The organism is Streptomyces sp. A0958 (genome assembly GCF_004795035.1).
GTDB lineage: Bacteria > Actinomycetota > Actinomycetes > Streptomycetales > Streptomycetaceae > Streptomyces.
Genome location: NZ_SSBK01000014.1, coordinates 130,656 through 153,691, shown reverse-complemented (window position 1 = coordinate 153,691; position 23,036 = coordinate 130,656). Strand labels below are relative to the sequence as shown.

General features: G+C 72.2%; 26 protein-coding genes and 1 pseudogene. 17 read left to right on the top strand and 10 right to left on the bottom strand.

Annotated elements, in window-relative coordinates; all coding sequences use genetic code 11:
* Window positions 1-8: 8 nt before the first annotated feature.
* The 3 genes and pseudogenes from gap to E6P78_RS33430 form a co-directional block, all read right to left on the bottom strand.
* Window positions 9-1,007, bottom strand: a complete 999-nt coding sequence (gene gap, locus E6P78_RS16850; RefSeq protein ID WP_136204406.1) for a type I glyceraldehyde-3-phosphate dehydrogenase — start codon at window positions 1,005-1,007, stop codon at window positions 9-11.
* Between the two features lie 117 nt (window positions 1,008-1,124).
* Entirely contained in the window at window positions 1,125-2,099 is a 975-nt protein-coding gene (locus E6P78_RS16845) for a helix-turn-helix domain-containing protein (RefSeq protein ID WP_136204405.1), read from the bottom strand.
* Between the two features lie 253 nt (window positions 2,100-2,352).
* Window positions 2,353-2,541, bottom strand: a pseudogene (locus E6P78_RS33430) (DUF6193 family natural product biosynthesis protein); the annotation flags it as partial.
* 121 nt (window positions 2,542-2,662) lie between these two features.
* Between E6P78_RS33430 and E6P78_RS32790 the strand changes: the two are divergent.
* The gene (locus tag E6P78_RS32790) at window positions 2,663-2,878 is read left to right on the top strand and encodes a hypothetical protein (RefSeq protein ID WP_168712636.1); all 216 of its coding nucleotides are present in this window, start codon (window positions 2,663-2,665) and stop codon (window positions 2,876-2,878) included.
* A gap of 163 nt (window positions 2,879-3,041) precedes the next feature.
* On the opposite strand, the gene E6P78_RS16835 is transcribed toward E6P78_RS32790, so the two are convergent.
* Window positions 3,042-3,476, bottom strand: a complete 435-nt coding sequence (locus E6P78_RS16835) for a VOC family protein (RefSeq protein ID WP_136204404.1) — start codon at window positions 3,474-3,476, stop codon at window positions 3,042-3,044.
* A 94-nt stretch (window positions 3,477-3,570) separates the two neighbouring features.
* On the opposite strand from E6P78_RS16835, the gene E6P78_RS32785 reads away from it, so the two are divergent.
* A complete protein-coding gene (locus tag E6P78_RS32785; RefSeq protein ID WP_168712635.1) occupies window positions 3,571-3,732 on the top strand; it encodes a hypothetical protein in 162 nt (53 codons plus the stop codon).
* A gap of 114 nt (window positions 3,733-3,846) precedes the next feature.
* Here E6P78_RS32785 and E6P78_RS16830 read toward each other — a convergent pair whose 3' ends face one another.
* Window positions 3,847-4,578, bottom strand: coding sequence for an SDR family oxidoreductase (locus E6P78_RS16830; protein WP_136204403.1), 732 nt, complete (start codon window positions 4,576-4,578; stop codon window positions 3,847-3,849).
* A gap of 94 nt (window positions 4,579-4,672) precedes the next feature.
* On the opposite strand from E6P78_RS16830, the gene E6P78_RS16825 reads away from it, so the two are divergent.
* The 6 genes from E6P78_RS16825 (at window position 4,673) to E6P78_RS16800 (ending at window position 10,458) form a co-directional block, all read left to right on the top strand.
* The gene (locus E6P78_RS16825; protein WP_136204402.1) at window positions 4,673-5,545 is read left to right on the top strand and encodes a LysR family transcriptional regulator; all 873 of its coding nucleotides are present in this window, start codon (window positions 4,673-4,675) and stop codon (window positions 5,543-5,545) included.
* Window positions 5,546-5,624: 79 nt separating this feature from the next.
* The gene (gene argC, locus E6P78_RS16820) at window positions 5,625-6,653 is read left to right on the top strand and encodes an N-acetyl-gamma-glutamyl-phosphate reductase (RefSeq protein ID WP_136204401.1); all 1,029 of its coding nucleotides are present in this window, start codon (window positions 5,625-5,627) and stop codon (window positions 6,651-6,653) included.
* Window positions 6,650-7,804 carry a bifunctional glutamate N-acetyltransferase/amino-acid acetyltransferase ArgJ gene (gene argJ / locus E6P78_RS16815; RefSeq protein WP_136204400.1) on the top strand — a complete coding sequence of 385 codons (1,155 nt, stop codon included), beginning with the start codon at window positions 6,650-6,652 and terminating at the stop codon, window positions 7,802-7,804. Before argC ends, argJ begins: the two co-directional genes overlap by 4 nt.
* Window positions 7,801-8,703: an acetylglutamate kinase gene (gene argB / locus E6P78_RS16810; protein ID WP_136204399.1), complete on the top strand. Its 903-nt coding sequence runs from the start codon at window positions 7,801-7,803 to the stop codon at window positions 8,701-8,703. Before argJ ends, argB begins: the two co-directional genes overlap by 4 nt.
* A complete protein-coding gene (locus E6P78_RS16805) occupies window positions 8,700-9,911 on the top strand; it encodes an acetylornithine transaminase (protein ID WP_136204398.1) in 1,212 nt (403 codons plus the stop codon). The genes argB and E6P78_RS16805 overlap by 4 nt, the downstream gene beginning before the upstream one ends.
* Window positions 9,912-9,921: 10 nt before the next feature.
* Entirely contained in the window at window positions 9,922-10,458 is a 537-nt protein-coding gene (locus tag E6P78_RS16800; protein WP_136204397.1) for an arginine repressor, read from the top strand.
* Window positions 10,459-10,473: 15 nt separating this feature from the next.
* On the opposite strand, the gene E6P78_RS16795 is transcribed toward E6P78_RS16800, so the two are convergent.
* Window positions 10,474-11,181 carry a L,D-transpeptidase family protein gene (locus tag E6P78_RS16795; RefSeq protein ID WP_168712634.1) on the bottom strand — a complete coding sequence of 236 codons (708 nt, stop codon included), beginning with the start codon at window positions 11,179-11,181 and terminating at the stop codon, window positions 10,474-10,476.
* A gap of 145 nt (window positions 11,182-11,326) precedes the next feature.
* Here E6P78_RS16795 and argH point away from each other — a divergent pair, with 145 nt between their 5' ends.
* Window positions 11,327-12,760 (top strand): argininosuccinate lyase, encoded by a 1,434-nt coding sequence (gene argH / locus E6P78_RS16790; RefSeq protein ID WP_240799233.1) that lies wholly within the window; start codon window positions 11,327-11,329, stop codon window positions 12,758-12,760.
* A gap of 66 nt (window positions 12,761-12,826) precedes the next feature.
* Window positions 12,827-13,798: an aldo/keto reductase gene (locus E6P78_RS16785; protein WP_136204395.1), complete on the top strand. Its 972-nt coding sequence runs from the start codon at window positions 12,827-12,829 to the stop codon at window positions 13,796-13,798.
* 28 nt (window positions 13,799-13,826) lie between these two features.
* Here the strand turns inward: E6P78_RS16785 and E6P78_RS16780 are convergent, their stop codons facing one another.
* Complete coding sequence (locus tag E6P78_RS16780) at window positions 13,827-14,033, bottom strand: hypothetical protein (protein WP_206307824.1); 207 nt, start codon at window positions 14,031-14,033, stop codon at window positions 13,827-13,829.
* Between the two features lie 76 nt (window positions 14,034-14,109).
* Here E6P78_RS16780 and E6P78_RS16775 point away from each other — a divergent pair, with 76 nt between their 5' ends.
* Both E6P78_RS16775 and E6P78_RS16770 read left to right on the top strand, forming a co-directional pair.
* Entirely contained in the window at window positions 14,110-14,661 is a 552-nt protein-coding gene (locus E6P78_RS16775) for a TetR/AcrR family transcriptional regulator (RefSeq protein ID WP_240799232.1), read from the top strand.
* Window positions 14,658-16,202: an MFS transporter gene (locus E6P78_RS16770; protein ID WP_136204394.1), complete on the top strand. Its 1,545-nt coding sequence runs from the start codon at window positions 14,658-14,660 to the stop codon at window positions 16,200-16,202. Before E6P78_RS16775 ends, E6P78_RS16770 begins: the two co-directional genes overlap by 4 nt.
* 137 nt (window positions 16,203-16,339) lie before the next feature.
* Here the strand turns inward: E6P78_RS16770 and E6P78_RS16765 are convergent, their stop codons facing one another.
* Window positions 16,340-17,011, bottom strand: a complete 672-nt coding sequence (locus E6P78_RS16765) for a lysophospholipid acyltransferase family protein (RefSeq protein WP_136204393.1) — start codon at window positions 17,009-17,011, stop codon at window positions 16,340-16,342.
* Window positions 17,012-17,245: 234 nt separating this feature from the next.
* Between E6P78_RS16765 and E6P78_RS16760 the strand changes: the two genes are divergently transcribed.
* The 3 genes from E6P78_RS16760 (at window position 17,246) to E6P78_RS16750 (ending at window position 19,633) form a co-directional block, all read left to right on the top strand.
* The gene (locus E6P78_RS16760; protein ID WP_136204392.1) at window positions 17,246-18,403 is read left to right on the top strand and encodes a glycerophosphodiester phosphodiesterase; all 1,158 of its coding nucleotides are present in this window, start codon (window positions 17,246-17,248) and stop codon (window positions 18,401-18,403) included.
* Window positions 18,404-18,522: 119 nt separating this feature from the next.
* The gene (locus E6P78_RS16755; RefSeq protein ID WP_136204391.1) at window positions 18,523-19,089 is read left to right on the top strand and encodes a sigma-70 family RNA polymerase sigma factor; all 567 of its coding nucleotides are present in this window, start codon (window positions 18,523-18,525) and stop codon (window positions 19,087-19,089) included.
* 37 nt (window positions 19,090-19,126) lie between these two features.
* Window positions 19,127-19,633 (top strand): GNAT family N-acetyltransferase, encoded by a 507-nt coding sequence (locus E6P78_RS16750; protein ID WP_136204390.1) that lies wholly within the window; start codon window positions 19,127-19,129, stop codon window positions 19,631-19,633.
* A 203-nt stretch (window positions 19,634-19,836) separates the two neighbouring features.
* Here the strand turns inward: E6P78_RS16750 and E6P78_RS16740 are convergent, their stop codons facing one another.
* Window positions 19,837-20,280 (bottom strand): hypothetical protein, encoded by a 444-nt coding sequence (locus E6P78_RS16740; protein ID WP_136204389.1) that lies wholly within the window; start codon window positions 20,278-20,280, stop codon window positions 19,837-19,839.
* 2 nt (window positions 20,281-20,282) lie between these two features.
* Window positions 20,283-20,642 (bottom strand): hypothetical protein, encoded by a 360-nt coding sequence (locus E6P78_RS16735; protein WP_136204388.1) that lies wholly within the window; start codon window positions 20,640-20,642, stop codon window positions 20,283-20,285.
* A 643-nt stretch (window positions 20,643-21,285) separates the two neighbouring features.
* Between E6P78_RS16735 and E6P78_RS16730 the strand changes: the two genes are divergently transcribed.
* Window positions 21,286-22,353 carry an ATP-binding cassette domain-containing protein gene (locus E6P78_RS16730; RefSeq protein ID WP_136204387.1) on the top strand — a complete coding sequence of 356 codons (1,068 nt, stop codon included), beginning with the start codon at window positions 21,286-21,288 and terminating at the stop codon, window positions 22,351-22,353.
* A complete protein-coding gene (locus E6P78_RS16725) occupies window positions 22,350-23,018 on the top strand; it encodes a methionine ABC transporter permease (RefSeq protein ID WP_136204386.1) in 669 nt (222 codons plus the stop codon). Before E6P78_RS16730 ends, E6P78_RS16725 begins: the two co-directional genes overlap by 4 nt.
* The last annotated feature ends 18 nt before the right edge of the window (window positions 23,019-23,036 follow it).

Sequence of the window (23,036 nt, the reverse complement as noted above, 5' to 3'; positions counted from 1 at the left end):
GCGCCTGCTCAGCTGCCGGCCAGCAGGGTGAGCGTGTCGATCACCCGGTTCGAGAAGCCCCACTCGTTGTCGTACCAGGCGGACACCTTGATGTGGCGGCCGTCGACCCGGGTGAGCGCCGAGTCGAAGATCGAGGAGGCCGGGTTGCCGGTGATGTCGGCCGAGACGAGCGGGTCCTCGGAGTATTCGAGGACGCCCGCCAGGGGGCCCCGCGCCGCGGCGCGGTACGCCTCCAGCACCTGGTCACGGGTCACGTCGCGCGCCACCGTCGTGTTCAGCTCGACGATCGAGCCCACCGGGACCGGCACGCGGATGGAGTCGCCCGAAAGCTTGCCGTCCAGACGGGGCAGCACGAGCCCGATCGCCTTGGCGGCGCCGGTCGTGGTCGGCACGATGTTGACCCCGGCGGCACGGGCGCGGCGGGCGTCGCGGTGCGGGCCGTCCTGGAGGTTCTGCTCCTGCGTGTAGGCGTGCACGGTCGTCATGAAGCCGTGCTCGATGCCCGCGAGGTCGTCCAGCACCGAGGCCAGCGGGGCGAGCGCGTTGGTGGTGCAGGAGGCGTTCGACACGATCGTGTGCAGCTCGGGGTCGTACGCGTCGCTGTTGACCCCGTACGCGAGTGTCACGTCGGCACCGTCCGACGGCGCGGCGACGAGCACCCGCTTCGCACCGGCGTCCAGGTGGGCGCGGGCGGCCTTGGCGGAGGTGAAGCGGCCGGTCGCCTCCAGGGCGATGTCGACGCCGAGTTCGGCCCAGGGCAGTCGCGCGGGCTCCCGCTCGGCGAGCACCTTGATGCGGCGGCCGTCGACCACGAGGGTGTCGCCGTCCACGGTGACGGGGCGGCCCAGCCGGCCGGCCGTGGTGTCGAACGCGAGCAGCCGGGCCAGGGTGGCGGGCTCCGTGAGGTCGTTGACGGCGACGATGTCGAGGTCGCTGTCGCGTTCGAGCAGCGCGCGCAGCACGTTGCGTCCGATGCGGCCGAATCCGTTGATGGCGATGCGAGTCATGTGAGATGTCCCTTCTCTCTTCCCCACCACCATCGCGCCGGGCGGCCACCCAAGACAGCGGCGTGATCGCCATGGTCCGTAAGGATCTCGCCAGGCGCGCCGAAGGGCTGTATGCCCCTATTCGCCCTGGGCGAAGGTGCGCCGGTACTCGCTCGGCGTGGTGCCGAGGATGCGCTGGAAGTGCAGGCGCAGATTGGCGCCGGTGCCGAGGCCGACGTCGGCGGCGATCTGCTCGACGCCCCGCTCGGAGCGTTCGAGAAGTTCGCGGGCCAGGTCGACGCGGGCGCGCATGACCCACTGCATCGGCGTGTAGCCGGTGTCCTCGGCGAAGCGCCGCGAGAAGGTCCGGGGCGACACCGCCGCGTGCCGGGCGAGCGCGTCGAGGGTCAACGGCTCTCCGAGCCGGTGCAGCGCCCACTCGCGGGTGGCGGCGAACCGCTCACCCAGCGGCTCGGGCACGCTGCGCGGCACGTACTGCGCCTGGCCGCCGCTGCGGTAGGGGGCCGCGACCAGCCGCCGGGCCGCGTAGTTGGAGGCGGCCACTCCGAGGTCGCCGCGCAGCACGTGCAGGCAGAGGTCGATCCCGGAGGCGGCACCGGCCGAGGTGAGCACGCTGCCCTCGTCGACGAACAGCACGTTCTCGTCGACCCGGACCAGCGGGTACTTCGCGGCGAGCGCCCGCGTGTAGTGCCAGTGCGTCGTGGCCCGCCGCCCGTCGAGCAGCCCGGTCGCGGCCAGCGCGAACGCCCCGGTCGAGATGGCGGCCAGCCGCGCCCCCCGCTCGTGTGCGGCGACCAGTGCGTCGATCACGGCCGGGGGCGGGTCGTCCCGGTCGGGCAGCCGGTAACCGGGCACGAACACGATGTCCGCCCAGCCGAGCGCGTCGAGCCCGTGCGTGACGTAGTACGCCAGCCCGTCACCCCCGGCGACGAGCCCGGGCGCCGCCCCGCACACCCGCACCTCGTACGGCATGCTCGCCCGGGTCGTGAACACCTGGGCGGGAATCCCGACGTCGAGCGGCTTCGCACCGGCGAGCACGAGGACGGCGACGCGATGCAGACGGGGACCGGGGGCAGACGCAGACGCTGACATGGGCGGCAGACGGGGACCGGGGGCAGACGCTGACATGGGCGTGAGGGTACGCGGCCGGCCGGACGCCGCCGGTGGACGCTCCGGTACCTTTCCTCAGCCCGGCTGCTGCTCCGGCCCGCCGAAACCCGCAGCCGGCGCTTCCGGCGCCCGGGGCGTCCCGCCGAGCGCCAACGGCCCCAGGCCCGGCGGCAGTTGGGCGATGGCCGCAGGCCACCGCCTCCTCGGCGGTGGTGAATTCGCCGAGATCACTGGTAAGGGGTCCGCGCCCCACCCCGAACACACCGCCGCCGCCCGCGGCCAGGCACGGGCCGACCACCTTCAGGGCGGGGCGGGTCGTGGCGGAGAAGCGCAGCGCCCAATGTCTGGTGAACGGGTAGAGCGCGCGGAGCGCCGGCTCGGCGTACGCCGTCTCGATCAGGGACCGGTACGCCGGGGCCCACACGTACTCCAGCTCGGCCGCCTCCTGGCGCTTGCCCTGCCACTCCGACTCCGTGAGGCGTACGGGGTCGAGGCCGGGCACCTCGAACCGGCCGGTGGGGTGCGCGAAGGGGGCCGCCTCGCGGATGTCCGCCAGGGACGCCCCGTCGTGCCAGGCCCGCGCCGCCCTCGCGACCTGTGCCAGGTCGTTCGTCTCGCCGCCGACCAGGGGCAGGGACTGGAAGGCGTCCGTTCCGCTGATACGCCACTTCCGTTCGAACCGCCAGGCGCTGATCCCCATCGGCTCGCGGTGCGACAGCGTCGTGCCGACCGCTGCGTGGAGCAGCGGCTCGGAGCCGTAGGAAGTGACGGGGACGGCATCGAGGCGGCCCGCCGCCACGGCCCGGAGCGCGGCGGCGAGGCTGCCGTGCGCCGCGACGTCGGGTAGAGGGCGGCGGGGCCGGGGGCGTGGTCATGGTGCCGGTCCTGCCCGAGACGGGGCGAGCGAGGAACGGGCACCAGCCGTCAGTCGAGGCAGAACTCGTTGCCCTCGACGTCCTGCATCACCAGGCACGACTCGTTCTCCTCGTCGGCGACCAGCAGCCGGACACGCGTCGCGCCCAGCGGGACCAGCCGCGCGCATTGCGCCTCCAGCGCGGCGACCCGCTCCTCGCCGACGAGCCCCGTACCCACCCGCACATCGAGATGGACCCGGTTCTTGACGACCTTGCCCTCGGGGACGCGCTGGAAGTACATCCGCGGACCCGCCCCGGTGGGGTCGGAGCACGCGAACCCGGCGTTGCGGCGCTCGGGCGGCAGCGAGTCGTTGTAGTCGTCCCACGAGGCGAACCCCTCCGGGGGCGGCGGTGCGACGTACCCCAGCACCTCGCACCAGAAACGCGCGACACGCTCCGGGTCCGCGCAGTCGAAGGTCACCTGGACCTGCCTGATCGTAGCCATGGGGCCATCCTAGGGGAGGAGTTCTCGCACGCGTGTCCGGATGTGCGACGGCGGCCGGCGGCACGCGGAGCCTTCGTCGCAGGAGGCCGGCGCCGTGGAGCTTGTCGCGGCCACCGCCCTCCTGGGGCTGGGCCGTGATGCCGAGGCCCGGGTCCGGGCCGTGAGCGCTCACGATGCCTGCCTGGCCTCCTTCGGCCCGACCCATCGCCGCACCACCGAGGCCCGGGCCCTGCTCAACCGTTGCGACGGTGCTTGAGGTGACCGAGCACGGCGGTACGCGCATGCGAGGACGGTCGGCGACGCCCGCGCGGTGCGCAGGGCACGCCCGGGCGAAGCCGCCCCATCCGCCGGCCGACGCCGACCGTGCCCATTACCAGGGCACCACGCCCGCGTCCTCGAAGAACTGGCCGGTCGGGCCGTCGTCGGGCAGGGTCGCGAGTGTGATGGCGATCGCCGCACCCTGTTCGGGGGTGCGCACGCCGCGGAAGCCGTTGAGGTCGGTCGCGACGTAGCCGGGGCAGCCGGCGTTGATCAGGATGTTCGTACCACTCAGCTCCCTGGCGTACTGGAGGGTGACGGCGTTCAGGAACGTCTTCGACGGCGCGTACGCCACGGCCACCGGACCCGTCGTCTGCTCAGTCGCGGTCCCCGACTGCCGGGTGAGGGAGCCGACACTGCTGGACATGTTCACGATCCGCGGTGAGGCGGAGCGGCGCAGCAGCGGCAGCATCGCGTTGGTCACGCGGATGACGCCGATGACGTTGGTCTCCACGACCGTCCGGATGACGTCGGGATCGACCCGGGTGGGCTCCTGCGGCATGCCGCCGGTGATGCCCGCGTTGTTGACGAGCACGTCGAGGCGCCCGGCCTGCTCCTCGATCAGCCGTGCGGCGGCGGCCGCACTCGCGTCGTCGGTCACGTCCAGTGGTACGCCGAACGCGTCGACGCCGGCCGCGCGCAGTTTCTCCACCGCGGCCCCGCGGCGCTCATCGTCGCGGGCGCCGACGCCGACGCTCCAGCCGAGGGCGCCCAGGCCCGCTGCGATCTCGTAGCCGATTCCCTTGTTCGCGCCGGTGACCAGCGCAATCGTTCGTTCGCTCATGAAGACCATGCTGCCCTCGGAGCCCGGTGGGGGTCCAAGACCAATGGGGTGGCAATCGATACCGGCAGGGTATTGATCGGGGTACCGTGGCGCTATGGAGACCCGGGAACTGCGCTATTTCGTCGCTGTCGCCGAAGAGTTGCACTTCGGGCGCGCCGCGCAGCGGCTCGGGATCGCCCAGCCGCCCTTGTCGCGGGCGATCCAGCAGCTCGAACGCCGGCTCGGGGCGGCACTGCTGGACCGGACCAGCCGCACCGTCTCGCTCACCGAGGCCGGCGGGGTGCTGTTGGCCGAGGGCCGGGCAGCCCTCGACGCGGTCGACGCCGCGGAACGCCGCGCCCGCCGCGCCGCCCTTTCCGCGACCGGCCGCCCCGACCTGGTCCTGGTCACGAAGGCCAGTGCGTCCAGAGAGCTGCTGGCGAAACTGCTCGACGCGTATGCCGCCGAACCCGGCGCGGCCCCCGTCGACGTCATCCTGTGCGGCCCGGCCGAGCAGGGGCGACTCCTGCGTGACGGCCGGGCCGACGTGGCGCTGCTGCACCGGCCGTTCGACTCGACGGCCGGGTTCGACACGGAGGAGCTCGGCACGGAGGGCCAGGTGGTGATCCTGCCGTCCGGGCACCCGCTCACCGCCCGGGCCCATGTGCACATGGCCGATATCGCGGCGCTGCCGGGCCTGCCCCTGCCGCGCTGGCCCGATCCCGACGGCAGCTACCCGCCCGGCCCCGGCCCACAGGTCCGCGACCACGCGCAGCTGCTGCAGCTCGTCTCGCTCGGCCGTGCCTGCGCGGTCTCACCGGAGTCGTGCCGAGCCCAACTTCCCGGTGATCTCGCGGCCGTTCCGGTGCTGGACGCACCGGCGGTCACCACCGTGATCGCCTGGCCGTCGCACAGCCGGTCCAGGGCCGTCGCCGACCTCGTCCGGACGGCGGCACGTCTCCAGCCGGAAGCGCTCGATCGCACCTGAGCGGGCATACACCACACAGATTCTTTGCATAAAAGTGCATCACTGCGTATAGTCATGCCATCGACGAGGAGGCTTTTTGATGGCGGTACGTGCAGCAGTGGCGGGAGCGAGCGGTTACGCGGGTGGGGAACTGCTCCGTCTGCTGCTCGTCCACCCCGAGGTGGAGATCGGCGCCCTCACCGCCAACTCCAACGCGGGCCAGCCCCTCGGCGCCCTGCAACCGCACCTGCGGCCCCTGGCCGACCGGGTCCTCCGGCCGACCACCGCCGACGTGCTCGCCGGGCACGACGTGGTCTTCCTCGCGCTGCCGCACGGGCAGTCCGCCGCCGTGGCCGAGCAGCTCGGTGACGAGGTCCTCGTGGTGGACATGGGGGCCGACTTCCGCCTCCGCGACGCCGCCGACTGGGAGAAATTCTACGGATCGCCGCACGCCGGGACCTGGCCCTACGGACTGCCCGAGCTGCCCGGCGGGCGGGCCGCCCTGGCGGGGAGCAGGCGCATCGCGGTGCCCGGCTGCTACCCGACCGCCGTCTCGCTCGCCCTGTTCCCGGCGTACGCGGCGCGGCTCGCCGAGCCGGAGGCCGTGATCGTCGCCGCGTCCGGGACCTCCGGCGCCGGCAAGGCGGCCAAGCCGCACCTGCTCGGCTCCGAGGTGATGGGCAACATGTCGCCGTACGGCGTCGGCGGCGTCCACCGGCACACGCCCGAGATGATCCAGAACCTCAGCGCCGCGGCCGGCGAGCCGGTCACCGTGTCCTTCACGCCGACCCTCGCGCCCATGCCCCGCGGCATCCTCGCCACGTGCAGCGCGAAGGCGAAGCCGGGGGTGAGCGCCGAGACCGTACGCGCCGCCTACGAGAAGGCCTACGCGGACGAGCCGTTCGTCGATCTGCTGCCCGAGGGGCAGTGGCCCGCCACCGCCGCCGTGTACGGCTCCAACGCCGTGCAGATCCAGGTCGCGTACGACGAGGCGGCCGGCCGCGTCATCGTGGTCAGCGCCATCGACAACCTCGCCAAGGGCACCGCGGGCGGCGCCCTGCAGTCCATGAACATCGCCCTCGGACTGCCCGAGGACACAGGTCTTTCCACGATCGGAGTCGCACCGTGAGCGTCACGGCAGCACAAGGGTTCTCGGCGGCGGGCATCGCCGCCGGAATCAAGGAGAACGGCAACCCGGACCTGGCCCTCGTGGTCAACAACGGTCCGCGCCGCGCCGCCGCGGGCGTCTTCACCTCCAACCGCGTCAAGGCCGCCCCCGTCCTGTGGTCGCAGCAGGTCCTCAAGGGCGGCGAGGTCACCGCCGTCGTCCTCAACTCCGGCGGGGCCAACGCCTGTACGGGCCCGCAGGGCTTCCAGGACACCCACGCCACCGCCGAGAGGGCCGCCGAGGTGCTGGACGGCCACAGCGCGGGCGAGATCGCCGTCGCCTCCACCGGGCTCATCGGCCTCCTGCTGCCCATGGACAAGCTGCTCCCGGGAATCGAGAAGGCCGCGGCCGCCCTCAGCGAGCACGGCGGCGAGAAGGCCGCCATCGCCATCAAGACCACCGACACCGTGCACAAGACCGCCGTCGCCGGCGGCGAGGGCTGGACGGTCGGCGGCATGGCCAAGGGCGCCGGCATGCTCGCCCCGGGCCTGGCCACCATGCTCGTCGTGCTCACCACCGACGCCGACGTGGACGCCCCCGGACTCGACGCCGCCCTGCGCGACGCCACCCGCACCACCTTCGACCGGGTCGACTCCGACGGCTGCATGTCCACCAACGACACCGTGCTGCTCCTGGCCTCCGGGGCCAGCGGGATCGCCCCGGAGCACAAGGAGTTCGCCGAGGCCGTCCGTACCGTCTGCGACGACCTGGCCCGGCAGCTCATCGGGGACGCCGAGGGCGCCTCCAAGGACATCCGGATCGAGGTCGTGAACGCCGCGACCGAGGACGACGCCGTCGAGGTGGGCCGCTCCATCGCCCGCAACAACCTCCTCAAGTGCGCCCTGCACGGCGAGGACCCCAACTGGGGCCGGGTGCTGTCCGCCATCGGCACGACGAGGGCCGCCTTCGAGCCGGACGAGCTGAACGTCGCGATCAACGGCGTGTGGGTCTGCCGCAACGGCTCGGTGGGCGAGGACCGCGACCTCGTCGACATGCGCTTCCGTGAGGTCCGGATCACCGCCGACCTCGCCGCGGGGACCGAGTCGGCCGTCATCTGGGCCAACGACCTCACCGCGGACTACGTCCACGAGAACAGCGCGTACAGCTCATGAGCGCCGCGCGGAAGCACACCGCACTCCCGAAGGCGCAGACCCTCATCGAGGCCCTGCCCTGGCTGACCCGGCACAACGGCAAGACGGTCGTCATCAAGTTCGGCGGCAACGCCATGATCGACGAGGAGCTGAAGGCGGCCTTCGCCCAGGACGTCGTCTTCCTGCGGCACGCCGGCCTCAAGCCCGTCGTCGTGCACGGCGGCGGTCCGCAGATCAGCGCCCAGCTCGACAAGCAGGGCCTGGTCAGCGAGTTCAAGGCCGGCCTGCGCGTCACCACGCCCGAGGCGATGGACGTCGTACGGATGGTGCTCGCCGGCCAGGTCCAGCGGGAGCTGGTCGGCCTGCTCAACCAGCACGGGCCGCTCGCCGTCGGCATGACCGGTGAGGACGCCCACACCATCACCGCCGTACAGCACCGGCCCACCATCGACGGCGAACTCGTCGACATCGGCCGGGTCGGCGAGATCACCGCCATCGACACCGGCGCCATCCAGGCCCTGCTGGACGACGGCCGCATCCCGGTCATCTCCTCCATCGCCCGCTCCGCCGACGACAACCACGTCTACAACGTCAACGCCGACACCGCGGCCGCCGCACTCGCCGCCGCGCTGGACGCCGAGACGCTGATGGTCCTCACGGACGTGGAGGGGCTGTACGAGGACTGGCCCAACAGCGACGACGTGATCAGCCGGCTCACCGCCACCGAGCTGGAGAAGCTTCTGCCGGAACTCTCCAGCGGCATGGTGCCCAAGATGCAGGGCTGCCTGCACGCCGTACGCAACGGGGTGGAGACGGCCCGCGTCATCGACGGCCGGGTCCAGCACTCGATCCTGCTGGAGATCTTCACCGACGAGGGAATCGGCACGATGGTCGTGCCCGACGCGCAGGGGGAATCATGACGAACGCCGAACTCTCGCAGCGCTGGCAGCAGGCGCTGATGGACAACTACGGCACCCCGAAGCTGTCCCTCGTGCGCGGCGAGGGCGCCCGGGTGTGGGACGCCGACGGCACCGAGTACCTGGACTTCGTCGGCGGCATCGCGGTCAACGCCCTGGGCCACGCCCACCCCGCCGTCGTCGAGGCGGTCACCGCCCAGATCTCCACCCTCGGCCACGTCTCCAACCTGTTCGTCGCCGAACCGCCCGTCGCGCTCGCCGAACGGCTCCTGTCGATCTTCGGCCGCACCGGCAAGGTCTACTTCTGCAACTCGGGCGCCGAGGCCAACGAGGCCGCGTTCAAGATCGGCCGGCTGACCGGGCGCACCCACATGGTCGCCACCGACGGCGGCTTCCACGGCCGGACCATGGGCGCCCTCGCGCTCACCGGCCAGCCCAAGAAGCGCGAGGACTTCACCCCGCTGCCCGGAGACGTCACGCACGTCCCGTACGGCGACGTGGACGCGCTGCGGGCCGCCGTGACCACTGACACCGCACTGGTGATCATCGAGCCGGTCCAGGGCGAGAACGGCGTCGTCGTCCCGCCCGGGGGCTACCTGGAGGCCGCCCGGGAGATCACCCGGGCCACCGGCACCCTCCTCGTCCTCGACGAGGTGCAGACCGGCATCGGCCGGTGCGGCACCTGGTTCGAGCACCAGGCCCACCAGGGCGTCGAGCCCGATGTCGTCACCCTCGCCAAGGGGCTCGGCGGCGGACTGCCGATCGGCGCGGCGGTCGCGTTCGGCCCCGCGGCCGACCTGCTCGCGCCCGGCCAGCACGGCACGACGTTCGGCGGCAACCCGGTCGCCTGCGCCGCCGGTCTCGCGGTCCTGGACACCCTGGCCGCCGACGGCGCGCTGGACCGGGTGAAGCTGCTCGGCGAACGCCTCCGCAACGGTGTGGAGGCGCTGAACCACCCGCTGGTCTCCCATGTCAGGGGCTCCGGTCTGCTGCTGGGTATCGTGCTCACCGAGCCCCTTGCGCCCCAGGTGCAGCAGGCGGCTCAGGGAGCCGGCCTCCTGGTGAACGCACCCGCACCCGATGTCGTGCGGCTGATGCCGCCACTGACCATCGGGGACGCGGAGGTCGACGCGTTCCTCGGGGCGCTGCCCGGCGCCCTCGACGCGGCATACGGGGACGGACGATCCGGAGAGAAGCGCTCCGGAGAATGAGGCGACGACGATGACCGAGGCGCAGGAATCCGAGTTCGGCGGGCCGTCCGTGCCGCAGACCCGCACGGCGCGCCACCGCCGGATCGTGGACATCCTCAACCGGCAGCCGGTGCGCTCGCAGAGCCAGCTGGCCAAGCTCCTCGCGGACGACGGGCTGAGCGTCACCCAGGCGACGCTCTCCCGCGACCTGGACGAGCTGGGCGCGGTGAAGATCCGCAACACCGGGGGCGAGCTGATCTACGCGGTGCCGAGCGAGGGCGGGTTCCGCACCCCGCAGGCACCGCTGGGCGGCTCCGCCAAGGAGGAGCGGATGCGGCGGCTCTCCGCCGAACTCCTCATCTCGGCGGAGGCCTCGGCCAACCTGGTGGTGCTGCGCACACCGCCGGGCGCGGCGCAGTTCCTCGCCTCGGCCATCGACCAGGCCGAACTGCACGACATCCTCGGCACCATCGCGGGCGACGACACGCTGATGCTGATCAGCCGCGACCCGGCCGGCGGGCAGGCGCTCGCCGACCATCTGCTGCGGCTCGCGCAGAACGAGCGCTGACGGCCGCGCCGGCCGTCAGTAGCGCGTGATCGCGGTGGTGCCCGAGACGGTGCCGATCGCGATGTGGGGTGCGCGGGCCGGATCGGCCCAGGCCAGGATGCGGTCCATGGCGTCCGCCGGTACGGAGACGCAACCGGCGGTCGCCCCGCTTCCGTTGACGTGCAGGAAGATCCCGGCGCCCCGGCCGCGTACCGGTTTGTCGTAGTTGAAGCCGACCACGAGCGCCCGCGCGTACTGCGTGGGGTACGCGGTCAGCTGTTCGGACTCGGCGGCCCGGCAGTCGGCGGGCAGCGGCTCCACCCACCGGTTGTAGTCCCGCGCCTCGTTGTCCTCGCACCACCACGAGGCGCTGTTGGCCTGCCGGTACGGGTAGCGCGTCCCGGCCGGCGCCGCCTTGACCCCGAAGGCGTACGGCAGGTCGTACAGACCGGTGGGCGTCGTCCAGGTGCCCTGTGTGCGCGAGGCGCCCTCGGTCAGGCCCTTGGACCCGAACCGTGCCGTGGCCGTACCGGCCGCCACCCACTGCCCGCCGCTCAGGTCCCACCAGGTGAGCGTGCCCGTGGTGGACGAGGTGCCGTCCGCGACGGCCGTGATCAGCTGGGTGCCGCCGCCCGTGTCGGCCAGCCGCACCGGCAGCGGGGCCGTGGCCAGAGGGGGCCGCCCGGCCCCGACCACGGTGCCGAGGGCCAGCAGGACGGCGGCGGTTGTCATAAGTCTTCGCATGCCACGGACTTTAGGACGCTCGCCGCCCGGGCGCCCCGAGAACGGCTCCGATTGTGCGCCCCACTGGCAACCAGCTTTGACAAACCATGCATAGCTCTGCATAGTTATGCCTATCAGTGATCGTGGCACTTCCGAGGAGCACGCAGTGAGCAACGGCAACGGCAACGGCGACGTACGTCTCTGGGGCGCCCGCTTCGCCGACGGCCCGGCCGAGGCGCTGGCCCGGCTGTCCGCGTCCGTCCACTTCGACTGGCGGCTCGCGCCGTACGACATCGCCGGCTCCCGCGCCCACGCCCGCGTCCTCAACAAGGCGGGCCTGCTCACCGAGGACGAGCTGACCCGGATGATCGGGGGCCTCGACCAGCTGGAGGCGGACGTGGCCGACGGCTCCTTCACCGGCACCATCGCCGACGAGGACGTCCACACCGCTCTGGAGCGCGGCCTGCTGGAACGGCTCGGCCCCGACCTCGGCGGCAAGCTGCGCGCCGGCCGGTCCCGGAACGACCAGATCGCCACGCTCTTCCGGATGTACCTGCGCGACCACGCCCGCACCATCGGCGGCCTGGTCGCCGACCTCCAGGACGCCCTGGTCGGCCTCGCCGAGGCGCACCCGGACGTGGCCATGCCCGGCCGTACGCACCTCCAGCACGCGCAGCCGGTGCTCTTCGCCCACCACGTCCTGGCCCACGTCCAGTCCCTGTCCCGGGACGCGGAGCGGCTGCGGCAGTGGGACGAGCGGACCGCCGTCTCCCCGTACGGCTCCGGCGCGCTCGCCGGCTCCTCGCTCGGCCTGGACCCGGAGGCGGTCGCCGCCGACCTCGGATTCGAACGCGGCTCGGTGGGCAACTCCATCGACGGCACGGCGTCCCGGGACTTCGTGGCCGAGTTCGCCTTCGTCACCGCGATGATCGGCGTCAACCTCTCCCGGATCGCCGAGGAGATCATCATCTGGAACACGAAGGAGTTCTCCTTCGTCACCCTGCACGACGCCTTCTCCACCGGCTCCTCGATCATGCCGCAGAAGAAGAACCCCGACATCGCCGAACTGGCCCGGGGCAAGTCGGGACGGCTCATCGGCAACCTGACCGGGCTGATGGCCACGCTCAAGGCCCTGCCGCTCGCGTACAACCGCGACCTCCAGGAGGACAAGGAGCCGGTCTTCGACTCATGCGACCAGCTGGAGGTCCTGCTCCCGGCCTTCACCGGCATGATGGCGACGCTCACCGTCAACCGCGCGCGCATGGAGGAGCTGGCCCCGGCCGGTTTCTCGCTCGCCACCGACATCGCCGAGTGGCTGGTCAAGAAGGGCGTGCCCTTCCGCGTGGCCCACGAGGTCGCGGGCGAGTGCGTCAAGGAGTGCGAGCACCACGGCATCGAGCTGGACGAGCTGACCGACGAGCAGTTCACGAAGATCTCCGAGCACCTCACCCCGGAGGTCCGCTCCGTCCTCGACGTGGCCGGTGCGCTCGCCTCCCGCAGCGGCCGGGGCGGCACGGCTCCCTCGGCCGTCGCCGTCCAGCTCGCCGAGGTCAAGGCGGACCTCGCCGTGCAGCACGCCTGGGCGGACGCGGGTAAGTAGCCGGAAAGGCATCGCGGGCTACGTTGGAGGGTAGGCGCGTTTCCTGCCGACGACGAGGAGCCCGCGATGCCGTTCGCCCGACTTTCCGCAGCGACCACCCCGACCGCCCACATCGGGCTCGGCCTGGCCGCCGTCGGCAGGCCCGGCTACATCAACCTCCACCGCGACCGCGACCTGCCCGGAGACCGCTCGCCCGACGCCCTGCGCGACCGTACGCGCGAACTCCTCGACGCCGCCTACGCGCAGGGCGTCCGCTACTTCGACGCGGCCCGCTCCTACGGCCGCGCCGAGGAGTTCCTCGCCGACTGGCTGACGGCGCGTCCGGAGGTGGACGACGTCGTCATCGGCAGCAAGTGGGGTTATGCCTATACCGCCGACTGGAGCGTCGACGCCGAGGCGCACGAGGTCAAGGACCACTCCCTCGCCGCGTTCGAACGCCAGCGCGCCGAGAGTGCCGCACTCCTCGGTGACCGGCTCGACCTCTACCAGATCCACTCGGTGACCCCCGACAGCCCGGCGCTCACCGACAAGGAACTGCACGCCCGCCTCGCCGAACTGGCCGCCGAGGGGGTCAGCGTGGGCCTGTCCACCAGCGGCCCCGCCCAGGCCGAGGCGATCCGTGCCGCCCTCGCCGTCACGGTCGACGGCGCACCCCTCTTCCGCACGGTCCAGGCCACCTACAACGCGCTGGAGACCTCGGCGGGACCGGCGCTCGCCGACGCCCACGCCGCAGGGCTCACCGTCATCGTCAAAGAGGCCATGGCCAACGGCCGGCTCGCGGGCACCCAGGCGCCCGCCGTGGTGCGGGAGATCGCCGACGAGGAAGGGCTCGGCAGCGACGCGGTCGCGCTGGCCCTGGTGCTGCACGAGCCCTGGGCCGGTGTCGTGCTCTCCGGCGCGGCCACCGTCGGCCAGCTCTCCGGCAACCTCCACGCGGCTGTCCTCGGCCTGGACGAGGAACGGCGGGCCCGGCTGGACGCCCTGGTGGAGGAGCCGGAGGCCTACTGGCGCCACCGCGCGTCGCTCCCGTGGAGCTGACGCCTCCCGGGCCGGCCGGGGGAGGCGTTCAGCCGTCGCTTCCGCGGCCTTCCGCCCAGGCGGCCAGGGCGTCGAAGTCGGTGCGCACCAGCCCGACGGCGGGGTCGATCCACCGCAACGGGCTGTCCCCGGCCGCCCGCCGGGCGGCGACCCACTCCCGGTTCCGGTCGGTGATCTCGTCGTCGATCCGCGCGAACGGCCGCCCGGCCGCGTACGCGACCACGTACTGCGCCATGGTCTCCGCGCACGACGGCAGGGACGAGGACTTTCCCGCTGAGACGATCGTGTCTCAAATGGTTTAATGTCGTCTCGTGATTGTTGATCGTGAGCAGGTGCTGCGCAGCGCCGCCGCCCTGCTGTCCCGTAGACCCACCGCCACCATGGACGAGGTCGCCAAGGCGGCCGGTATCGGCCGCGCCACCCTGCACCGGCACTTCGCCGGCCGGGACGCCCTGGTCAGGGCGCTGGAGGAACTCGGCATCCAGGAGTTCGGCGCGGCGCTCGACGCCGCGGCGATGGACGAGGGCACGTCCGAGGAGGCGCTGCGCCGGTTCGTCGTCGCCGTCGAGCCGAGCGCCGGGCTGCTGTCCTTCCTGGTGACCGAGAATCAGCTCTTCGAGGGCGACGACCAGAACGCCGGCTGGGAACGGCTGGACGCCCGCGTCGCCGCCTTCTTCCGGCGCGGGCAGGAGCGCGGCGAGTTCCGCATCGACCTGACCCCCGCCTGGCTGACCGAAGCCCTCTACGGGCTCATCGGCACCGGGGCATGGGCCGTTCAGGCGGGCCGGGTGGCCGCGCGGGACTTCCCGTACATGATCGCCGAGTTGCTGCTCGGCGGCGCACGCCGGAGCGTGGAGCAATGAGCAGCGTCGAACAGCGCCCGGAGCCCGCCCCCGAGACGCACCGCCCCGGACGGTGGATCGCGCTGGCCGTGCTGGTCCTCGCCGTCCTGCTGGTGGCCGTCGACGCCACCGTGCTCGGCCTCGCGACCCCGTTCCTCAGCGAGGACCTGGAACCGACCGGCACCCAGCTGCTCTGGATCGGTGACGTCTACTCCTTCGTCATCGCCGGACTCCTGGTCTCCATGGGCAGCCTCGGCGACCGCATCGGCCGCAAGAAGCTGCTGCTGTGCGGCGCCACCGCCTTCGGCGCGGTCTCGGTGCTCAACGCCTACGCGCACACGCCCGAGATGATGATCGTGGCGCGGGCCCTGCTCGGCGTCGCCGGCGCCACCCTGATGCCGTCCACCCTCGCCCTGATCCGCAACCTCTTCCACGACCCCCGCGAGCGCAGCCTCGCCATCGGCATCTGGGGTGCGATGGCCTCGGCCGGCGCCGCCGTCGGGCCCGTGGTCGGCGGGTTCCTCCTGGAGCACTTCTGGTGGGGCTCGGTCTTCCTGATCAACCTGCCGGTGATGGCGGTGCTGGTCGCGGTCGGGATCAAGATGATCCCCGAGTCGAAGAACCCGGCGCCCGGACCCTGGGACCTGCCGAGCGTGGGGCTCTCCCTGGTCGGCATGTTCGCGGTCGTCTACGCCGTCAAGGAGCTGGCCGCGCACGGCGGCAGCTGGACGGTCGCGCTGGTGGGCGTCGCCGGGCTGCTGGCGCTCGTCTGGTTCGTACGCCGGCAGTTCCGGCTCCCCGCACCCCTGCTCGACATGCGCCTCTTCCACCACCGGGGCTTCTCCGGCGCGGTCCTCGCCGACCTGCTGACCATCCTCGGCCTGTCCGGCCTGGTCTTCTTCCTCTCCCAGTTCCTGCAACTGGTCCAGGGGCGCGGGCCGCTGGAGGCGGGGCTCGCCGAACTGCCCGCGGCCGCCGGCGCGGTCACCGCGGGCCTGCTGGCCGGCACGGTCGCACGGCGCTACTCCGTACGGTCGGTGGTGGCCGGCGGGCTCGGCGCGATCGGCGTGGCGCTGGCCGCGGTCGCAGCCGTCCACCGGGACACGGCCTACCCGCTGATCGGCGCGCTGCTCCTGATCGTCGGCGTGGGCGCGGGCTTCGCGTTCACCGTGACCTCCGACGTGATCCTCTCCAGCGTCCCCAAGGAGCACGCGGGCTCGGCCTCCGCGGTCTCCGAGACGGCGTACGAACTCGGCGCCGCCCTCGGCATCGCCCTGCTCGGCTCCATCGTGACCGGCGCCTACCAGAACTTCAACGCCCCCGCCGGCACCCCGCCCGCCGTCTCCTCGGCCGCCCACGAATCGCTCGGCGGCGCCGTGGAGTCCTCGCACCTGCTGCCGAAGCCACAGGCGGCCGAACTGGTCGCCGCCGCCCAGGACGCCTTCGTCGACGGGCTGCGGCTCGCCGCGGGCGTGGGCGCCGCCGTCCTCCTGGCGACGGCGGCAGCCGCCTGGTTCTTGCTGCGCGGGCAGGAGCTGGAGGAGGGCATCGTGCACGAGTAGCGCCCGGGGCCACCCGTCCGGGCAGCGGCCGGACGGGTGATCCGATCCGGAAGCCGGATGGGTGATCCGATCCGGAGAGACGACAGGGCCCGTCCCCCCAGCCGGGGGGGACGGGCCCTGTCGTACGCCGGGCGGGGTCAGGCCGCCTTGGCCTTCGTCGCATACATGTCGACGTACTCCTGGCCGGACAGCCGCATCACCTCGGCCATCACGGAGTCCGTCACCGCCCGCAGCACATAGCGGTCGCGGTCCATGCCCTCGTAGCGCGAGAACTCCATCGGCTCACCGAAGCGCACCGTGACCTTGCCCGGCCGGGGCAGACCCGAGCCGCCCGGCTGGAGCTTGTCCGTGCCGATCATCGCGAACGGCACCACCGGCGCACCCGTCATCAGCGTCAGCCGCGCGATGCCCGTACGGCCCCGGTAGAGCCTGCCGTCGGGGGAGCGGGTGCCCTCCGGGTAGATCGCGAAGGCCTTGCCCTCCTCCAGCACCCGGCGGCCCGTCATCAGAGCGGCGACCCCGCCGCGCCCGCCGTCGCGGTCCACCGGGATCATGCCCACGCCGGTGAAGAACCAGGCCATCAGCCGGCCCTTGAACCCCTTGCCCGTGACGTACTCGTCCTTGCCGATGAAGTACACCGGACGGTCGCAGCAGACCGGAAGGATCATCGAGTCGATGAACGTCAGGTGGTTGCCCGCCAGGATCACCGGCCCGGTACCCGGGATGTTCTCGATGCCCTCCACCCGCGGCCGGAACATCAGGCGCAGGATCGGTCCGAGCACTGCCTTGATGAGTGCGAGTCGGGACAACGCTTCCTCCGGTGTAGTGGCCGGGCCGGCCGAGGCGACGGATTGAGAGGGTCCATGCAGGTGAGGACGATACTCGCGGGTACTCGCTGATCGCACATCGGGTTCACACGGCGGATACGCCGTGTCGACACGTGTTTACGTCATGTTCGTCCAGGTGCCGCCGCCATGACCGTACCGCTGCCTACGCTCGATCCTCGCCCGACAGGTGCCGTACATCACATGCGAGGAGCATTCATGACAGAGCGTGCGCAGGCCGAGCCGGGACGACGGACCGTCATCGGGGCGGGGGCGGCGGTGCTCACGACCGCCGCCCTGGGCGTCACCGCAACGGCGCAGGCGGCCGGCGCGTCCGGCCGGCACGGCGGCGGCCACCGCCTCGACCTGTCGGTCCCGACGGTCATCGGCCACCGGGGCACCAGCGGCTACCGCCCCGAACACACGCTGGGGTCCTACCAGCTCGCGCTCGACATGGGCGCGCACATCATCGAGCAGGACCTCGTGCCCACCCGTGACGGCCACCTCGTCTGCCGTCACGAGAACGACATCACCGCCACCACCGATGTCTCCGCGCACCCCGAGTTCGCGAACCGCAGGACGACGAAGACCATCGACGGCGCGCCCCTCACCGGCTGGTTCACCGAGGACTTCACCCTCGCCGAACTGAAGAGGCTGCGCGCCAAGGAGCGCATCCCGGCCAACCGCCAGAAGAACACCCTCTACGACGGCCGCTGGGAGATCCCCACCTTCGAGGAGGTCCTGCGCTGGGCCGACCGCGAGGGCCGGCGCCGCTCCAAGCCGGTCTGGCTGTACGTCGAGACCAAGCACCCCACCTACTTCCGCGGCCTCGGCCTCGGCCTGGAGGAGCCGCTCGCCAGACTGCTGCGCCGCTACGACCGGCACCGCGCCCAGTCGCCGCTGATCCTCCAGTCCTTCGAACCCGGCAGCATCCAGCGGCTGTCGAAGCTCGTGGCCACCCCGCGCGTCGTCCTGCTCTCGGACGCGGGAACGAAACCCTGGGACTTCGTGGTGTCCGGCGACCCGCGCACCACCGACGACCTGGTGAAGCCCGCCGGTCTTAAGTGGATGGCCTCGTTCGCGCAGGGCATCGGCCCCACCCTGGACCTGATCATCCCCAAGGACGGCTCCGGCCGGCTCGCAAGGCCCACCACCCTGGTGCGGGACGCACACGCGCAGGGCCTGGTCCTGCACCCGTACACCATGCGCAACGAGAACACCTTCCTGCCCGCCGACTTCCGGCGCGGTACGGACCCCAACGCGTACGGCGACGCGTTCGGCGCCCTCGCCGCGTACTTCGCGACCGGGATCGACGGGATCTTCTCCGACAACCCGGACACGGCCCTGCTCGCGGCGGCGGACTTCGCCAAGAAGTAGCGGAGCGTTCGGGGCGCCGGCGCCGGACCCGGCGTCAGCACCCGGCCGCCGAGGCCCCGGTCGGGTGGTGATCACCCCGTTCGGCAGCCGGCGCCCCGCCAAGGGCGTCGGCTGGGGCCATGACCCGTGTCGACCTTCCCCAGGCGCCGCCCGCCCACGGCCACCTCGCCCTCGTCCGCACCCTGTACCCGCTGGTCAGGGCCGAGGCGAGGGCGGAAGGCGCCGCGTCCACGACCGGGGCCGCCATCGACCCCGCCGACCTCGAACAGACCGTCTGGGTACGGCTCCTGGAACGGCCGGCGCACCAGGGGCCGCCCACCGACCCCGCCCGCTGGGTGCGCGACACCGTACGGGCCGAGGCCCGCAGGGCCCGCCGCACCGCCCGGCACGAACACCCCTACCGCGACGACCGCGTCCCCGACCCGGCCGGCGGCCCGGAACGCGCCGCCCTCGGCGCCGACCAGCGCAGGATGCTGCGCACCGCCATGAACCGCCTGCCCGCCGGCTGCGCCCGTTTACTGGACGCGATGTTCGCGCCCACCGATCCCACCTACCGGCAAATCGCAGGGGAGTTGGGTATGTCACAGGGGAGTTTGGGCCCCATGCGTTCCCGTTGCCTTGGATGTCTGCGCAGAATGCTCGCGGCGGAGGTTGTAGCTCCTGAACTGCGGGGAAAGGAGCGGTAGACAACCGGCGGATCAGGTGAGCGGGAGGCATGCGCACATGGGCATGAGCGTGATCATCTCGGCGGCGGGCGCACAGGACGCCGAAGAGATTCTGAAGCTTCAGTACCTCTGTTTCCAGAGCGAGGCGGAGCTGTACGGCAATTACCGCATCGACCCGCTCGTCCAGACCCTCGACTCGGTGCGCGCCGAGATCGCGGAGAACCTGGTGTACGTGGCGCGGCTCGGCGACGAGACCGTCGGCTCGGTGCGGGGATCGACGGACCCGGAGGGCACCGGCCGGATCGGCAAGCTCTGCGTCCACCCCCGGCTGCGCGGCCACGGCCTCGGCGCCCGGCTGCTGCGGGCGGCGGAGGCGGGCCTCGCCGCCGAGCGCGCGGCCACCCGCTTCCGGCTGCACACCGGCCACCGCAGCGAGAGCAACCTGCGGCTCTACCGGCGGGCGGGTTACGCCGCCGTGGGCAACGCCACCGGCGACGACGGGGTCATGATGATCCTGCTGGAGAAGGAGGCACCGGCGCCCACCGCCTACGTGGCCAGCGCCTAGGGCCTGTCTTCAAACTGCCGTCTGCCGGGCGACGCCATGCACGCACTCTCGCCGCACCGGTCCCAGACCCCGGTACGTCCAGTACAGAGGCCTGGGGCCGGCACGCCGAGAGCACGCACCTGACGCCGCCCGGCCGCCCTTCGGGCGACGACGGCAGTTTGAAGACAGGCCCTAGCGGTACGTACGCGTGCCGCGCCCCGCCGTTACGCGGTCCGGGCGCGGCGCAGCCACATCATCCCGGTGACCGGCAGGATCACCGGGATGAACAGGTAGTCCCGGCCGCAGTACGACCAGACGGTGGCGTCGGCGAACGCGGACGGCTCCACCAGCGTCCACGTCCCCACGATCAGCACCCCGACCAGCTCCGCGGCACAGCACACCAGCGCTGTGCGGCGGGCCCTCTCGCCGCCGCGCACCAGCGAGTACGTGATGAAGCCGTAGACGATCGCGGCGACGGCCGAGAGTAGATAGGCGAGCGGCGCGCGGCCGAAGTCCAGGATGATCTGGACGATCGAGCGGGAGGCCGCCGCCACGGTGAACACGCCGTAGAACCAGACCAGGACGCGGCCCGGTCCGGTGCCGAGGTCGAAGGGCCGCTTCTCGCCGGCGGCCGTCGCCGGGGTGCGGTCGGTGTCGGTGTCGGTCACGGTCAGCTTCCCCAGATGTCGTAGAGCCGTACTTCGAGGACGGCCAGAACGACCGCGCCCGCCGCCACCGTCACCGAACCCCACCGGGTCCGCTCGCTCAGCGACAGGAACCCCGCCGCCGGCACGGCGAGGAAGGCCCCGGCCAGATACGCGATGAAGATGGCCATGCCCTGCTCCGGTCGCTCGCCGCGGGCCAGCTGCACGATCCCCACCACCAGCTGCGCCAGGGCCAGCAGCGAGACCACGGCCATGCCCATGAAGTGCCAGTCCTTGGTGGGCTGGTCCCGGTAGGCGGCGAATCCGCACCAGGCGGCGAGGGCGAGGGCGGCCACACCGACCGCGATCGTCAGGGCGTCAAGCATGAGCCGAGGGTATTACGGGGCGCCCGGCCCGCCGCGTGCGCCCCCGCGCCCGGGGAATCCGCGGCCCGCCCCCGCTGCCCGCGGGCCGGTACGGACGGTACGGGGGCGGGTGCCCCGGCCGGCGACCGTGGCCTTGACCACAGCGCCCGGCGCGTCCGGCCCGCCGGGAGACCCCGCCACGGGCCGTCAGGCGGCCATATCGGTGCAGGTCAGAGCGGTGCGGCCGGAATGCGTCGCGCAGACGGAGCCGCAGCCCACGCACCGTCCACGGCCGTCCGCTATCCGGACAGGCGGTCCGGGCGGAACGTTACGTCTGTTTTACTGGGGCCCATGACCACGACGAGCAGCCGCACCCTTGCGACCGAGGCGATCACGACGCCCGGTGCTCGTTGTACGGGTCGAATGCGCGCCTTCTGAGGGCCCACGACCGAGCCTCGCGCCCCGAAGCGAGACCCACTCCCGGCCGTCCGCACCAGCGGAACGAGCCCGCACGGGCGCCCGGCCGCGCGGCCACCGCCGCGCCCGGCCGCCCCGGGAACCCGCTCGGAACGTCCGATCGAAATGTCCGGAACAGTCCCCTCCGGATGAATGCCCCGTGCCCGGCGGACACCGCGCCGCGCACTCGACAGTGACGGAAACCCCTGTGATCACCACGACGGGCCTCACGAAGGTCTACCAGTCGCGCGACCGCGAGGTCACCGCCCTGGACGGCGTCGACCTGCACGTCCGCGAGGGCGAGGTGTACGGCGTCATCGGCCGCAGCGGCGCCGGTAAGTCCTCCCTGATCCGCTGCGTCAACCTCCTGGAGCGCCCCACCTCCGGCACCGTGACCGTGGCCGGCCAGGACCTCACGGCTCTCGCGGGCCGGGGCCGCCGCGCCGGCAAGGAACTGCGTGAGGCGCGCAGCCGCATCGGCATGGTCTTCCAGCACTTCAACCTCCTGGCCTCCCGCACCGTCCAGCGCAACATCGAACTCCCGCTGGAGATCCTCGGCGTCACCGGCCGCGAACGGTCCCGCAAGGCCCTCGAACTCCTCGACCTGGTCGGCCTCGCCGACAAGGCCAAGTCCTACCCGGGCCAGCTCTCCGGCGGCCAGAAGCAGCGCGTCGGCATCGCCCGCGCACTCGCCGGCGACCCCAAGGTGCTCCTCTCCGACGAGGCGACCTCCGCCCTGGACCCCGAGACCACCCGCTCCATCCTCCAGCTGCTGCGCGACCTCAACCGGCAGCTCGGCCTCACCGTCCTGCTCATCACGCACGAGATGGACGTCGTCAAGACGATCTGCGACTCCGCCGCGCTGATGCGCAAGGGCCGCGTCGTCGAGTCCGGCACCGTCGGCGAACTCCTCGCCACCCCCGGCTCCGAACTGGCCCACGAGCTGTTCCCCGTCGGCGGCGCCGCCTCCGGACCCGACCGGACCGTGGTCGACGTCACCTTCCACGGCGACGCCGCCGCCCGCCCGGTGATCTCGCAGCTCTCCCGTACGTACAACATCGACATCTCGATCCTCGGCGCCGCGATGGACACCGTCGGCGGCAAGCAGATCGGGCGCATGCGCATCGAACTGCCCGGCCGGTTCGAGGAGAACGTCGTCCCGATCGGCTTCCTGCGCGAGCTGGGCCTGCAGGCCGAACTCGTCGACGGAACGACCGCGCCCGCACCTGCCCCCGCACCCGCCCCCGCACCGCTCACCAAGGAGGCGGCGAAGTGACCTGGTCCGAAATGCAGCCGCTGCTCACTCAGGGCACCGTCGACACCCTCTACATGGTGCTGTGGTCGGCCTTCGTCACCGTCCTGGTCGGGCTGCCGCTCGGCGTCCTGCTGGTCCTCACCGACAAGGGCGGGCTCCTGCAGAACACCCCGGTGAACAAGATCGTCGGCGTGATCGTGAACATCGGGCGTTCGCTGCCCTTCATCATCCTGCTGATCGCCCTGATCCCGTTCACCACCTGGGTCGTCGGCACCTTCATCGGGCCCACCGCGATGATCGTGCCGCTCGCCGTCGGTGCCATCCCGTTCTTCGCCCGGCTGGTCGAGACCGCGGTGCGCGAGGTCGACCACGGACTCGTGGAAGCCGTCCAGTCCATGGGCGGTTCCATCCCGACGATCGTCCGCAAGGTCCTCCTCCCGCAGGCCCTGCCGTCCCTGGTCTCCGCCATCACGACCACCGTCATCGTGCTCATCGGCTACTCCGCGATGGCCGGCGCGGTCGGCGGCGAAGGGCTCGGCTCCAAGGCCGTCACCTACGGATTCCAGCGCTTCGACAACCGGTTCATGCTGATCACCGTCGCGCTGCTGATCGTCATCGTGACCGTGGTCCAGATCATCGGCGACGTAGCCGTGCGCCTGCTGGCCCGCCGCGGCCGCACCTCCTGAGACTTCCCGTCCCCACAA